The following is a 15132-nucleotide window of genomic DNA, read 5'->3' on the forward strand; positions in this document are numbered from 1 at the left end:
TAGCATCATTGACTAGCTTCTGACACCAGTTGATTTAAGACCCCGTTAAAAACACAATTCAGTCAGAAAATCACCCTCAAAACACAGCCTAATCATTAAAGTTTACTCATCGACAACAAAAAATCAATAACTTGTCGACAATGTTTTGTAGTAACCATACTTATGGATACTCAACGTCGAAAATAATTTCAACCGCCTGCTGAAAAGGCGATTATCATGAAGATAAAAGTTACGTATTTGACCAGAAAATCCCCATGAGCCAAGCCTAATAAATACAAAATACTTTATCTCTTAATATTTTATTTATTCCACACATTATTAAGAGCTTAAAATGTTTTTTGTAAAAAAGCAATCTACGTTGCCAACCAATTTAATAAGAGCCATGACTTACTTCACTAGATACAACCATGATCGATCAGCCTTGAATCGTCAAAATTAACCAAGCATATTTGTACAACGAGCCTAGACTACATGAACTCAATCTCGCCCGCTTCCACCTACACCCCGGCAAGAGACAGTTTTAAGTTCGAAGGCTTCTGGCGATTAAAACAGAAAAAATGACCGTATCAAAATCCATTCTAACGGAATTGTTCGAGGCCTTACCAGGCTATCAATAGCCTGAGGATCTCACTAGTGAAAACAGCCTGCTGACGCAACACCCCCAAAACCAAACGCCCTCGTGCTCGCGAGATCGAGCATAGCACGCAAATCGTGCCTAGCTTCAGAATGACGTAAGCGATTGGCGCCGCGCACCATAATGCCCGACAATGGCATCGAACAATCAAGCCCCCAACCAGGACAACTGGCATTTTCTCGCCTATCCACGAGAGTTTTTACGCTCGATCCGCCGACAATTCGGCACATTGCATTGTTCAGCGTTATGTCGGTAGACTCGGAATTGCAAGCTGCGTTGCCACCACTCCACTTATCGGGCGTGTTTGACGCGGAAGGCATTTTACACTGATGGCATGCCGGGTAATGTTGCGCAGAGACTGTCAACGGCGCGCGTAGTACCCTTGGGAGTTTTCGACCACAGAACAAGCCTCGGCTTTGTCTAGCTCGAACTGGCCGCCCGCCAATTCAAAACCCGGAAAAAGAAGGCTAATTTCAAACTAAGAACCAGACGACTTCAATGGGAAATTTTCATCGCTTGACTTTTGCAGCAAAACAACAGCCAAGGCAAATCCGGTCATACCACGCCTGACGGCCTCAAATTCCAGACGCGCATAATAAGCGCATGAAATAGCCGTTCTCATTTGTTGTCTTTTTTCATTAGCCGCCGAAGCACGGGACGCAGGAATAGAGAGCAATCATTGTAAATGAAGACTTTCTTTTGAAACTTTATCACTCACAGCAACTGCCTTTGAATGATAAGTTATTGAATTTATTGGGGTGAACGATGGGGCTCGAACCCACGACAACCGGAATCACAATCCGGGACTCTACCAACTGAGCTACGCTCACCATAATGATGATTTTTTGCGATGGCACGCTTGGCAGGACTCGAACCTGCGACCCTCGGCTTAGAAGGCCGATGCTCTATCCAGCTGAGCTACAAGCGCAAATCTTGGTCGGGGTAGAGAGATTCGAACTCCCGACATTCTGCTCCCAAAGCAGACGCGCTACCAGACTGCGCTATACCCCGAATTGACCTTCTTATTATCCCGAAGAGCAGAAGCGCTCCAGAAAGATGACTATGATAAAGACATTGATTGCTTACGTCAACAGATTTTTTCAAACTGATCTGATAAACCGATTTTGAGCCTCAAATAGTTGGCACAAAAAATCCCAAAAAAAGCTTTTAAACTCCCAATAATATGTCCAGCACCGCAAAGTATTAAGCAACAATACACTCCAACCCATCCACTTTTTGGAAACCACGCGGCAATGCTGTGCCGCGATTCGCACGATTGCCAGTGTATTGGGCAATATCCATGGCTTTCAGGGTGACATGCCGCTTGCCGGAGACGATTTTCAATTCGCTGCTCGCCGACAACGCCGTTACCGCGACCACAGCATCCTTACCGGAAACCAAGTCCCCGCCAGGGATCTGAATCAGCTTATTCCCCTTGCCTTTCGCCAACTCGGGCAGATCCAATGCTGGAAATATCAACAATCTACCCTGCAAGGTCGCAACCGCCAGCAAGTCGTGACCAGCTGGAATCGGCGCCGGCGTTAAAACTTTGGCGCCAGTTGGCAAGCTCAACAACGCTTTACCGGCTTTATTTTTACTTTGCAGCTCTTTTAGCTGCACTCGAAAACCGTAACCGGCATTACTGGCAACCAATAGCCAATCGTCGGCTTGCCCAGTAAATACATCGGTAAACAAACTACCTGGCGGCGGATTAAGCCGACCGGTCAGCGGCTCACCCTGACTTCGCGCAGAGGGCAAATCATGAGTCGTAATGGTATAGACTCGGCCCGTGGAGTCCAATACATACGCCGATTGCGTGGTCCGGCCTTTCGCTGACGATAAATACGCATCGCCGGCGCGATAGCTCAAGCTTTCGACTTCTATGTCATAGCCTTTGGCCGCCCTGATCCAGCCTTTTTGCGACAAGATAATCGTCACCGGTTCATTGGCAATCAGCTCTGTGGTATCCAGAGCCTGAGCCGCATCCCGCGCAACGATGGGCGAACGCCGATCATCGCCGTATTTTTCCGCATCGCGTTCGATTTCCTTGCGGATCAGTCGATTCAACAAGCGTTCAGAGCCCAAGGTTTTTTCCAAGGCCTGGCGTTCCTGCTCCAGTTCGTCCTGTTCACCGCGAATCTTCATTTCCTCGAGCTTGGCCAAGTGCCGCAATTTCAGCTCAAGGATTGCTTCCGCCTGCAAATCACTCAAGCCAAACCGCTCCATCAAAACCGGCTTGGGATGATCTTCTCTACGGATGATGGCGATCACTTCGTCGATATTCAGATAAGCGATCAGCAAACCTTCCAGAATATGCAAACGTGCCAGCACTTTATCCAAACGATATTGCAGACGGCGGCGCACAGTTTCGGTTCTAAAGCTGATCCATTCAGTCAAAATCATCCGTAGATTTTTGACCTGCGGCTTCCCGTTCAAGCCGATCATATTCATATTGACCCGATAATTCTTCTCCAGGTCAGTGGTGGCGAATAAATGCGACATTACCGCATCGACGTCGATGCGCTTGGTCTTGGGAATCACTAACAGGCGTGTGGGATTTTCATGATCGGATTCGTCGCGCAAATCCTCGATCATCGGCAACTTTTTCGCCAGCATTTGCGCGGCAATTTGCTCCAGCAACTTGGCACCGGACACCTGATGCGGCAAAGCCGTGATGACGATATTGCCGTCTTCCAGCTCGTATTTGGCACGCATCTTTATCGAGCCGTTGCCGGTCGCATACATTTTTTGAATATCGGCGCTAGCCGTGACGATCTCGGCATCGGTGGGATAATCAGGCCCTTTGATATGCGTCAGCAAATTTTCGAGTGGCGTTTCCGGATCGTCCAGTAATTGCAGACAAGCATTGGCGACTTCGCGAAGATTGTGCGGCGGAATATCGGTTGCCATCCCCACGGCGATACCCATCGTGCCGTTCAGCAGCACATTCGGCAAGCGGGCCGGCATGAGGCTGGGCTCTTTTAAGGTGCCGTCGAAATTGTCGGTCCAATCTACCGTGCCCTGCCCCAATTCGCTAAGCAAGGTTTGCGCGTAAGCGGTCAGCCGTGACTCGGTGTACCGCATGGCGGCAAAAGATTTTGGATCATCCGGCGAACCCCAGTTGCCCTGGCCGTCAATCAAGGGATAACGGTAAGAAAAGTCTTGAGCCATCAACACCATGGCTTCGTAACAAGCCGAATCGCCATGCGGATGGTATTTACCCAGCACGTCACCGACGGTACGGGCCGATTTTTTGTATTTGGCCAACGCCGTTAGGCCCAACTCGGACATCGCGTACACTATACGGCGCTGTACTGGCTTTAGACCGTCACCGATGTGCGGTAAAGCCCGATCCAAAATCACATACATGGAATAATCCAGATAGGCTTTTTCGGTGAATTCTTTTAGCGGGAGTTGTTCGAAGTTTTCCTGTACACCCATGGTTTTGCGAATAATCCTGTGTTGAAAGCCGCCGAACCGCGACGAAATAGAGGGCGGCTAAAATACCACAGTCGTAGCATGATGGGGTGCTGGACATTGGCCTTCTCTGGGTGGATTCAATGAATCAACCCAAACAAAGCCAAATTCGTTGCGTGCTGATCAAGAATTTTAGCCACTCCAAGCCGGCATCACGTGACACCGACAAACTTGCCAGCTATCCAAATCATATACGCTTTGCCATGCGTAGTTAACCTTTCGGGGATGAGGTTACAGCCCGGGCACGGTACGCTCGGCCAACTAATGACTACCACCATCCGCTGGAACAAGCTCGCCGCTAACGTATCAATAGTAAAGTACAACTCGTTCCGGCGCTTGTTCGCCTAACACCAAGGCGATGCTCCGCAAGCCATGGAGCTTGCAGAACATAATGACAATCATCGACTAGCGCTAACGATGACGCCCTAGGTGACTCCACTCCAATCCGCAACATTCTCCAGCCTGCGTGCCATCCCCGTGCACCGAGGCATCACGTGCCGCAACTCCGGTGTCGGCAAAGTCGGTAAACAAGCCATCCACGCCCAAATCAAAGTAATAGGTCATTTCCTGCTGCGGATCGGCAAAGCCGTAGCCACTGGCGTCGTTGCGGAAAGTCCAGGTATGCACCAGCAAACCTTTATCGTGGGCCATTTCCACTACGCCGGTACTGCCTTCGACAATCCGGTCGTTAATGTTTATTTTGCCATCGCCGTTGCGGTCAAAATCGACGGCTACTGTTTTTACCAGATACGGTTTCCAGGGACCGACAGCATCGGCATAGGATTTAACAAAATCCAGACCGTCGCTGCTCAGCAAGTCGGCGAATGTGCGTTGATCGCCTTTTACTACAAAGTCATAAGGCTGCTTGTAAGGTGCAACCAGAGATACTGAGCCGTCCGCGTTGACGTCGTCGGCATCGATTAGTTGTACCAATTTGATGTCGGTCTTACGGCTTAAATATTGCAAATTGCTGACTTCGAAAGACTGGATAAACACCGGCGCGCAAGCACTGTTGCCGTATTCCTTATGCAGTTTTTTCAACAATTTGTCTTCGAAGAAGTTCAGGCCGAACAAAGGCTTGCCTTCAGCATTTTTCAGATCGGCATGATAGGTGGAATGCTTGATTTCAGGGTAGATGCCAATCCGGCGACCGGTTTTTGCGCTTTGCTGCTTGGCCAGCGCAATCACTTCATTCAAAGTCGGGATTTCAAACTCACCGTCATATGAATTATCCCGACCGCGGGTTTGGATAGCGCGCAGGGTTTTGATTTCTTTCAAAGTAAAGTCGCTGGCAAACCAATCGGTCACGGCTACGCCGTCTACCATGCGGGTGGTTTTGCGATCAGCAAATTCCGGGTGATTGGCCACATCGGTGGTGCCGCCTATCATCGGTTCGTGGCGGGCAATCATTTGGCCGTCCTTAGTCAACACCAGGTCGGGTTCGATAAAATCCGCACCCAATTCAATCGCCAGTGCATAGCCTGCCAGCGTATGTTCGGGACGATAGCCGGACGCGCCGCGATGGCCGATGACCAGCGGGCCGGCACTGGCGTGTTCGTGATGTTCACTGTGCGGCTGCGCCTGAGCACTGTTTTGGATACCGATAGCAGCCAGCATGGCCATAGTCAATAACGTGGGTTTCAACATGAATAGAGTCCTAATTTTGCTCGAATTTAAAGGGCTTAACCGGAGAAATGGCCGGGCGGCAATTACCGTCCCGGCCACTTGGCTTTAGTCGTGATCGCGGTCGTTATGATCGTGCTCGCGTTCACGTTCGGCTTCCGCCGCCAGGGATTTACTGAAGACCACAGCGCCGTCGATGTCCTTAAAATCCACCGTCATGGCGCGGCTTTTCTTGTCGATATTCACTTCACCAAAAAATTGCAGGCCGGCGTAAGGCGACAGATTGGCTTGACCGGTTGGCGGCGCTTTCGAGAAAACCACTTGCGGACCGAAGGTGCCGTCAGTGCTGTTGGGTCCGAAGGAGCCGGCATTTAACGGACCGGCGACGAACTCCCAGAACGGCGCGAAGTCTTTGGATGCCGCTTTGGCAGGATCATAATAATGCGCGGCGGCATAATGGACATCGGCAGTCAGCCAAACCAGGTTGTTGATTTGCTCATGCTTGATAAAACTCAACAGACGAGCCATTTCCAGCTCCCGACCCGCTGCCGGCCCATCATTGCCATTAGCTACAGCTTCCCAACGCGCCTGGCCTTGGGCCGTGTTACCGTCGCCGATATTCAAACCAATCGGCATGTCGGCGGAGATGACTTTCCAGGTGGCTTTAGAGTGCTTCAACTCGTCCTGCAGCCAAGCCATTTGCTCGGCACCGAGGAAAGCGGTTTCGGCATTTTCTTGAGTTTGCAGATTGGCGGTGTTAGGGCCGCGATAGCTGCGCATATCCAGTACGAACACGTCCAATAGTTTGCCGTAGGAAATTTTGCGATAAATCCGCTCGGATTCTTCCGCGTCGTGCGGGCGCAACGGCGCATACTCCAAGAAGGCTTTGGTGGCGTGGGCAATCAACGTCGGTACATTCTTTTCGGTGTAGCGCGGATCGACGCTTAGGTCTTTGGAATCCGACCAGTTATTCACCACTTCATGATCGTCCCACTGCCAGATTTGCGGCACTTCGGCATTGAAACGGCGGACGTTTTCGTCTAGCAGATTGTATTTGTAGCGGCCACGGAACTCGTCCAAGGTTTCAGCGACTTTGCTTACTTCCGGCGTGACCAAGTTAGTCCAAATCTGGCCGTTCTCGGCCAGTTTGCTCTCCGGAATAGGCCCGTCCGAATACACGTTGTCGCCGCTTTGAATGAAAAACTGCGGCTGGACTTGGCGCATGGCTTCGTAAATCTTCATACCGCCAAAGCTCTCGTTGATACCCCAGCCTTGACCTGCGGTGTCGCCGCCCCAAACGAAGCGGATGTCGTCGCGCTTACCGATAGTATAGAAATGTCCGACCACCGGTGCGCTTTTGCCGCGAGCATTAGTCAAATCCTCAAACCAGACTTTCACATAGACGTCTTTACCATCCGCTAATCCCGTCAAGTCCTGACGGGCGGTAAAGTCGGTTTCTGCCGATGCATAGGGGCCGCGGATACTAATCGCGTCCTTGAACTGCGGGTTATAAGCATATTGCAGCATCATCCGCGCCGGCCGATCCGCCCGGCTCCAAACGATAGCACGTCCAGGCGCTAAATCGCCGATCTGAATACCTTGTTCCATTTGCGGTACATCAACGGTTTCCGCAAATACCGGCGCGTTCAGCGCTAACAAGCCGGCTATTGCCAATGCCAGTTTGGTTGGCTTTATGAATTGCATTGTGACTGCTCCTAAGCGTTGTGAAGAGGCCGGGATTATAGGCAGCGGCAAATGACAATCTGATTAAGGTCCTAAGAGAAAGAACTGGAAAGGTTTATCGACGATTCCGGTATCCCATATCAGCGAGTTAGTGCGCTGAATGCTCGATTACCGCGCGGTGCCGTATCGGGAAGAAGTCAGCGTGCCAATGCCAAGACCATTCCGGTGCTGATCACCAGCGAAGCAACCTTATGTACCATGCGCGAATCACTGCAATACATCGACGCCCGTTTGCCTGCCGAACTGCGGCTGTATCCGCGCAATGAGAAAGGCATGGCGGAAACCGAACGATTGCTGGCCTTGCTGGCGGACAAATTAGGCTTCGCAACAGGAGCAAGCCCCTTTCGCCAAGTTGCGGCAACCATGCCAACGCCTTGCAATCGTTCCTTTCAACGCTAACTTTGGGTGCAACACATCTAGTCGCCCCTGAAAAGTCATAAAATCAACACTAACACATTGAATTACATTGGATATTTAATAAAAAAGCCGGGTAATAATTGCAAGAAACGGGTAAAATAGATATTAATTTCTTGCAAATTTTTATTCAAAATGAAGCCAAAATCCCAAGAAACGAGCGGACAAATCGATTTATTCAACACGCCGCTGGCCGACCTGTTAAATCCAAAACACGAACTTTACCAACTGGCTCATCTGATCGACTGGAAAGTCCTGGATGACGCCTTTGGCGAGTTTTTCACAGAGAATCAAGGGGCGCACACCTTGCCCACGCGACTGATTGCTGGACTTCATTACCTTAAACATGCGTTTGCCCGTTCCGACGAAGCGGTCGTGGCGCAATGGCTGGAAAATCCCTATTGGCAATATTTTTGTGGCGCAGAGTACTTCCAACACCAGATGCCTTGTCACCCCACCTCGCTGACCTATTGGCGGAAGCGGATCGGTGAAGCCGGTTGCGAGTGGATGTTAATGGTGACCATTCAAGCAGGTGTCGACAGTCAGACCGTGAAAAAACAGGATTTTGAATCGGTGACGGTCGATAGCACGGTTCAAGAAAAAGCCATCACGTATCCAACCGATGGCAAATTGTACGAACGCTGCCGCCAGCATCTGGTGCGTTTAGCCGAGCAGCATGAGATTCCGTTGCGGCAAAACTATAACCGCAAGGCTCCGTATTTGCTGCTAATGGCCAACCGCTACCATCATGCCAAGCACATGAAGCGCAAACGCAAAATGCTCAAACAACTGAAAACCCTGGTGGGTCGGGTTTACCGTGACATTGAGCGCCAATTGGACAATCAATCCGACGCTGTCAAAGGGGCGTTCAAAGAAACGCTGGAGAAAACCCAACGGATTTTGAATCAGCAACCGCAGGATAAAAACAAACTGTACAGTTTTCACGCCCCGGAAGTGGAATGCATTGCCAAAGGCAAGGTCCACAAAAAATATGAGTTCGGCGTTAAAGTGGGTATCACCGTCACCAACAAAAGCAATTTCGTGCTGGGTGCACGTAGCTTTCCCGGCAATCCCTATGATGGTCACACCCTGGAATCCTGTCTGGAACAGGCGGAAATTCTAAGCGGCACACGCGCCAAAGAAGCGTTTGTGGACTTGGGTTATCGTGGGGTCGAGGTACCCGGGGTCACGATTTACAAAGCCCGGCAAAAACGCGGCGTGGATACCCGACGACTCAAACGGGCCCTGAAACGTCGCAACGCCATCGAGCCGATCATCGGCCACTTGAAGAACGACGGATTATTGGGGCGCAACTACCTGAAAGGCGAACTGGGCGATGCATTGCATGCCATCCTGTGCGGTGCCGGCCACAACATCCGTTTGATCCTCAGGCGGTTGAGGATTTTTTGGCCTCATGTTTGGCAGTCGCTGTCTCGGCTTTGGGGCGCATTTTCATCCGAACCATTTTTATCGTTCGCCTGAGGGGCGTCGCTCCTGAAAAATTTCGGCTTTTTCAGGGACGACCATCTAAACTCTCGGCGCAATCAGCCCATTAATCTTTTCAGTTTGCGTCATGGCAAACTCCTTCTGCTTCTTCTATGCTTAAAATCAATTATTAACGGCCGGGAGGAGTTGATGAGCATCAAGAATTGGCCCACAGACGAGCGACCCCGTGAAAAACTATTGCAGCGCGGCGCTACCGCGCTGACGGACGCCGAGCTACTGGCGATTTTTCTGCGCACCGGCACGCCCGGCAAGTCGGCGGTGGATATGGCCCGGGATTTGTTGAGCGAATATGGTTCCTTGCAGGCGCTGCTTGGTGCCGATCAACAACGCTTTTGCCGGAGCAACGGTTTAGGCGATGCAAAATACGCCCAATTACAAGCCGTACTAGAAATGGCCCGCCGCCATTTCGCCGAGATATTGCAACGCGGCAGCGCCTTGACCAGCCCGGACATCACGCGCGCTTATCTCAGCGCCCAATTGCGTAGCTACAGTTTCGAAGTGTTCGCCTGCCTGTTTCTGGACAACCAGCATCGGGTGATTCAATGGGAAGAGCTGTTTCGCGGCACCATAGACGGCGCCAGCGTCTATCCGCGCGAAGTGGCAAAAAGGGCCTTATTTCATCATGCGGCGGCGGTCATATTTGCTCACAATCATCCGTCCGGCATCAACGAACCCAGCCAAGCCGACCGGCAAATTACCGACAAACTCAAACAGGCCTTGGGCCTGTTCGACATCCGCGTACTGGATCATTTCATCGTCGGCGACGGCCAACCCTTTTCGTTTGCCGAACATGGCTTGCTTTAGCGCTTGACCGCCGCTACTGGCTATCTTGACCGATAGTTGGCTTATATTGGCTTAACACCCGCTCCGCCAAGCGTGAAAACGGCATGCTCTGGATCCACACCGAACCGGTGCCTGTCAGCGTCGCCAGAAACAAGCCCTCACCGCCGAACAGCATGCTTTTCAAGCCGCCACTCATGCCAATGTTGTAATCGATGTCGCCGCTGAACGCCACCAGACAGCCGGTATCCAGACGCAAGGTTTCGTTACGCAATTCCTTACGGATCACCGTGCCGCCGGCGTGGATAAAGGCCATGCCGTCACCGCGCAGACGTTGCAGAATAAAACCTTCGCCACCGAAAAAGCCGCTGCCCAGACGTTTGTTGAAGGCAATATCCACTTGGGTGCCGTAAGCCGCCGCTAAAAACGCCGATTTCTGGCAAATCACTTCTTCACCCAATTCAGCCATATTCAATGCCGCGATTGAGCCTGGAAACGGCGCGGCAAAGGCCACCCGGCGTTTTTGCGCACCGTGATTGGTGAAATGGGTCAAAAATACCGATTCGCCGGTCAACATGCGTTTGCCAATACCAAACAGCTTATCCATCACCCCACCGGAACCGTCGCCCATCTTGGCTTCGAAGTCTATATCCTGCTCCAGATACGTCATCGCCCCCGCTTCGGCGATCACGGTTTCTTTGGGGTCGAGCTCGACTTCGACCATTTGGATGTCATGACCGATAATCTGATAATCGACTTGATGGCAACGCATAGGTATCTCCTCTTATTTAGTAGAAAAATTAAACGCTTGCTAAGCAGACTCAACCGGGCTGAAAAAATTCATAGCTGCCTCGGCCCTGCTGTTTGGCAAGATACATGGCCTGATCGGCGTGACTGAGTAAGCAATCCGGCGTACCCACATCCAGCGGACATAAGGTAATACCGCTACTGACGCCAATTTTCGCGGTTTGCCCGCCGATATAGTAGGGCTGGGAAATCGCCTGATGAACACGCAGCAAGGCTTGCTCACACTGCGGTTTGGATTCCAGACCGCCCATCAATAAGGCAAATTCGTCGCCGCCTAATCGGCACACCGTGTCGTCCTCGCGCAAATTGGCCTTTATCCGCTTAGCCACCTCGATCAGCAATGTATCGCCAGCCTCGTGGCCGAACTGGTCGTTGACCTGTTTGAACCCGTCCAGATCCATATACACGACACCCAATAAGGTACTGTCGCGTTTACAGCGCGCCAAGGCCTGACAAAATCTATCGTTGAACAAGATGCGGTTAGGCAATTGCGTCAACGGGTCGTGATGGGCCAAGCGCTCCAGCTCCTGCTGCTGAAGTTTGGCTTGGGTGATGTCGGAAAACAAACCGACATAATTCAGAATTTCGCCGGTGCGGTTGCGCATGGCCGAGATCGTCAGCAATTCGACATATAACTCGCCGCTTTTCTTGCGATTCCATATCTCGCCTTGCCAGCAACCCTCGGTTTGCAGGGTTTGCCACAAGTCTTTATAGAATTGCGCATCGTGTTTTCCCGATTGCAGAATACTATGATTGCGGCCGATCACTTCCTCGCGGCTATAACCGGTTATCGCGCAAAACGTCGGATTAGCATCGATAATGTTACCGGCCGCATCGGTGATGGTGATGCCTTCATGCGCATCGCTAAACACCCTGGCCGCCAATTGCAGCTTATCTTCGGCGCGCTTGCGCTCGGTAATATTGGTCAAAATACAATGAATAACCGCCGGACGGGTTTTATCGCCTTGCAAGCGACCGTCGAGAATCACGGTCAGCATGTGCCCCAATTTTGTCAGCAACGACAATTCGCATTCCAACAAACCATAATGATTGAGCATTTGCAGTTTTAATTGAAAATCCTGAACCGATTCCGCCGCAACAAACTCAAACAATTTTCGGCCTATCAGTTCATCAACGTCGTAGTCCAGCAGCGCGCACAATTGCGGATTAACATCCAACAAATTACCTTGCCTATCCAGTGCCAGATAAGCCACCGGCGAGTTTTCGAACAAGCTGCGGAACCGGCTTTCGCTTTGCCGTAACGACTCGGTCAATTGCAGGGCAATCGCCGCGTTTCGGCGCGCGTTGATATAGGCCCAGGTAATAAAAAACAGCAAAAAGCTGATTAATACCAACGCCAATACTTCAACCCAGGGCGGCTCGAATTTGGCGGTCTTGCTGAAGGCTGGCATGGCCGTGTAACGCAATGTCCAAAAATGCCCGCCCAAATCCAGACGCTGGCTGCGTGTCTTCGCATCATCCTGGGTTTTAAACGCTGCCGGCATCAAGCCGGTCTGGCTATCGTAAAGCAGGCCATCGGCGCTCAGATCGTCCTGATCAAAAATTTCCAGGCGCAAGGCCAATAAATCCTGTCCCAGGATGGCTTTCAGCAAGTCATTCATACGATAAGGAATGTATACCCAGCCCAGTAGAGCGGAACGGCGCTGCTCTAAGGTTTGCGGGATGCTGCCGTTGCGATACACCGGGAAGTACGCCAACATTCCGGCTTGTAAATCGGCCTTGGTTTCCTGGATTAGAACCACCTTACCGGTGTAGGCCAACTCGCCGTTATCGCGCGCGCGCTCCATTGCTTTGCGCCGAATCGGTTCTGAGTACATATCGTAACCGAACGCGCGGAGATTGCGGCCGCTGAACGGTTCCAAATAGATGATGCTGGAATACTCGGTGCGCGGCTCTAACGGATTAACTACATAGTCAGGAAAACCCTGGCGGCGAATATCGGCAATATGCTGTTCGAGCTGCCCGGCGGGAATCCGAACCGTATAGCCCACGCCTTGCACCCCGGGATGGCTGCGATCCAACTCCAGCATTTCGACAAAAGCGCGCCAGTCCTCTCGGGTAACCTCGTCGCTGGCGGCGAATAAGCCGGCGGCGCTGCGTAGCGTTTGGCCATGCAAAGCCATGCGTTTGCTGATGTCGCTGGTAAGGCGTTGGGTTTCGAAATCGAAATATTCCTGTAACCGCTGCTGATAACGCCAATTCAGATCTTGCCAAGCCACAAACAAGGCAGACAGCGAAATCAGCAAAATCAGCAGAGCCGGATAGTAATGCCGGTAGCGCGCCAATAACTTTTGTGGAGCAGGGCCAGTAGTCATGCTTTCCCCTGTTGATATCGGAATATTCCGTTTCAGACCGTCGACCAAATTAACGCCTAAATCTGCGCTTAAAAGTATAGCGTGGTCATTGCGATTAGTATCCGGCGGAATTCGGCATCAAACCATCGGTACTCACTGCTTGAAGATAATCCCCTGGGCGCTTCGGAATAGTTAAATCATGTGGCCGGCGCTGCTCTAACTTTCTAGCGGTTTGGGCAAAGCATTAAAGGCCGAGTGGGTGACGACCGGGAGAAGGCAATTGTTTAAATAGGTTGGGTGCAAGTCCTGTCTGGGCAGTTGGGCTCCCGCTGGAGCGGGAGTGCCCGATATTTTAAGAACCTGCTTAATACGCCAGCAAGTTCACCAAAATCTGTTGGTAAATCCGGCTCAAAACTTCCAACTCATCCAGACCGATATGTTCGTTAACTTTGTGAATACTGGCGTTCAACGGCCCCAGCTCAATCACTTGCGCACCGGTCGGCGCGATAAAACGGCCGTCAGAGGTGCCGCCGCCGGTATCGTCCAAAGTCTGGAAGCCGCAGACGCTTTCAATCGCCGCATGCGTGGCGTCGATTAATTCGCCTTGCGAGGTCAGGAATGGGTTGCCGGACAAGCGCCATTGCAAATCGTATTTGAAGCCGTGTTTGTCCAAAATTGCCTGAGTGCGGCTTTTAATGGTGGCTTCATCCAATTCGGTGCAAAACCGCAGATTGAACTGCACCTCCACCTGGCCGGGAATGATGTTTTCCGCACCGGTGCCGCCGTTGATATTGGACACCTGCAAGCGGGTCGGCGGGAAGAATTGATTGCCGTGGTCCCATACTTCCTCGGTCAATTCCTTCAAGGCGGGCGCGAAAGTATGAATTGGGTTTTCCGCCAATTCCGGATAAGCCACGTGGCCTTGAATACCCAGCACCGTCAGTTTGGCGCACAAGGAACCGCGCCTGCCGACCCGAATCACATCGCCGATTTTTTTATCGCTGGAGGGTTCGCCGACCAAGCACCAGTCGATCTTTTCGCCGCGCTGCTCCAGCACTTCGACCACCTTGACCACACCGTGAGTGGCTATGCCCTCCTCGTCGCTGGTCATCATGATCGCTATCGAGCCTTTATGTTCGGGATATTCAGCTATGAAGCGCTCCACGGCTGTGACAAACGCGGCAATGCCGCCTTTCATATCCGCGGCACCACGGCCATAGAGTTTGCCATCGCGGATGGTTGGCTCGAACGGCGGCGAATCCCACGCCGCCAGCGGCCCGGTCGGCACAACATCGGTGTGCCCTAAAAACACGAACAGCGGCGCCTGTTGCCCTTTTCGCAACCACAGGTTTTGGGTATCGGCAAAATTCAGGCGCTCGTCAACAAAGCCAAGCTTGGTCAAGCGCTGCGCCAGCAAATCCTGGCAACCGGCGTCGTGGGGGGTCACTGATTCGCGACGAATCAACGCTTCTAGCAAAGAAAGGGTTTCACTCATTATTCGGTAGGATACTGATCGGGATTGAAGCCGACGATCAGTTGCTGTCCATCATCCAGAATCGGGCGCTTGATCAGGGTCGGCACAGCCAGCATGAGTTGCACGGCCTTGTCGGGCGTTAAATCGGATTTTTGGGCATCGTCCAACTGACGCCAGCTGGTGCTGCGTTGGTTAAGCACGGCATCCAGGCCCAGCGCATCGACAAAGCGTTGCAGCAAAGCCGCATCCAGGCCATCGATTCGATAGTCGTGGAAGCGGTAGGCAATGTGCCGCGCCTCCAGCCAAGTGCGCGCCTTTTTAACGCTATCGCAGTTCTTGATGCCGTACATTACCAACAT

Annotated in this window: 10 protein-coding genes and 3 tRNA genes; 3 read left to right on the plus strand and 10 right to left on the minus strand. The window is 51.8% G+C overall.

Annotated features, from left to right (window positions below; all coding sequences use genetic code 11):
* Positions 1-1388 precede the first annotated feature (1388 nt).
* The 6 genes from ACH5Y9_RS18200 to ACH5Y9_RS18225 all read right to left on the minus strand — a co-directional run bounded on the left by ACH5Y9_RS18200 (position 1389) and on the right by ACH5Y9_RS18225 (position 7438).
* A tRNA-His gene (locus ACH5Y9_RS18200) sits at positions 1389-1464 on the minus strand.
* Positions 1465-1485: 21 nt separating this feature from the next.
* Positions 1486-1562 (minus strand) — tRNA-Arg (locus ACH5Y9_RS18205).
* Between the two features lie 6 nt (positions 1563-1568).
* Positions 1569-1645 (minus strand) — tRNA-Pro (locus ACH5Y9_RS18210).
* Positions 1646-1837: 192 nt separating this feature from the next.
* Complete coding sequence (gene parC / locus ACH5Y9_RS18215; protein ID WP_445367085.1) at positions 1838-4075, minus strand: DNA topoisomerase IV subunit A; 2238 nt, start codon at positions 4073-4075, stop codon at positions 1838-1840.
* 447 nt (positions 4076-4522) lie between these two features.
* Positions 4523-5758, minus strand: a complete 1236-nt coding sequence (locus ACH5Y9_RS18220; protein ID WP_445367086.1) for a glycerophosphodiester phosphodiesterase — start codon at positions 5756-5758, stop codon at positions 4523-4525.
* Positions 5759-5842: 84 nt separating this feature from the next.
* The gene (locus tag ACH5Y9_RS18225; RefSeq protein ID WP_445367087.1) at positions 5843-7438 is read right to left on the minus strand and encodes an alkaline phosphatase D family protein; all 1596 of its coding nucleotides are present in this window, start codon (positions 7436-7438) and stop codon (positions 5843-5845) included.
* Between the two features lie 237 nt (positions 7439-7675).
* Between ACH5Y9_RS18225 and ACH5Y9_RS18230 the strand changes: the two genes are divergently transcribed.
* From ACH5Y9_RS18230 to radC, 3 genes are all read left to right on the plus strand, one after another.
* Positions 7676-7876, plus strand: coding sequence for a hypothetical protein (locus ACH5Y9_RS18230; RefSeq protein ID WP_445367088.1), 201 nt, complete (start codon positions 7676-7678; stop codon positions 7874-7876).
* A 150-nt stretch (positions 7877-8026) separates the two neighbouring features.
* Entirely contained in the window at positions 8027-9373 is a 1347-nt protein-coding gene (locus ACH5Y9_RS18235; RefSeq protein ID WP_445367089.1) for an IS5 family transposase, read from the plus strand.
* A 153-nt stretch (positions 9374-9526) separates the two neighbouring features.
* Positions 9527-10201, plus strand: a complete 675-nt coding sequence (gene radC / locus ACH5Y9_RS18240) for a RadC family protein (protein WP_033155889.1) — start codon at positions 9527-9529, stop codon at positions 10199-10201.
* Positions 10202-10214: 13 nt separating this feature from the next.
* On the opposite strand, the gene ACH5Y9_RS18245 is transcribed toward radC, so the two are convergent.
* The 4 genes from ACH5Y9_RS18245 to ACH5Y9_RS18260 all read right to left on the minus strand — a co-directional run bounded on the left by ACH5Y9_RS18245 (position 10215) and on the right by ACH5Y9_RS18260 (position 15132).
* On the minus strand, positions 10215-10949 hold the full coding sequence (locus ACH5Y9_RS18245; protein ID WP_033155888.1) for a TIGR00266 family protein: 735 nt from the start codon (positions 10947-10949) through the stop codon (positions 10215-10217).
* A 49-nt stretch (positions 10950-10998) separates the two neighbouring features.
* Positions 10999-13320 (minus strand): CHASE domain-containing protein, encoded by a 2322-nt coding sequence (locus tag ACH5Y9_RS18250; RefSeq protein ID WP_445367090.1) that lies wholly within the window; start codon positions 13318-13320, stop codon positions 10999-11001.
* Positions 13321-13663: 343 nt separating this feature from the next.
* Positions 13664-14794: a succinyl-diaminopimelate desuccinylase gene (gene dapE / locus ACH5Y9_RS18255; protein WP_445367091.1), complete on the minus strand. Its 1131-nt coding sequence runs from the start codon at positions 14792-14794 to the stop codon at positions 13664-13666.
* On the minus strand, positions 14794-15132 hold the full coding sequence (locus ACH5Y9_RS18260) for an ArsC family reductase (protein ID WP_445367092.1): 339 nt from the start codon (positions 15130-15132) through the stop codon (positions 14794-14796). The genes dapE and ACH5Y9_RS18260 overlap by 1 nt, the downstream gene beginning before the upstream one ends.

Source organism: Methylomonas sp. BW4-1 (genome assembly GCF_052474385.1).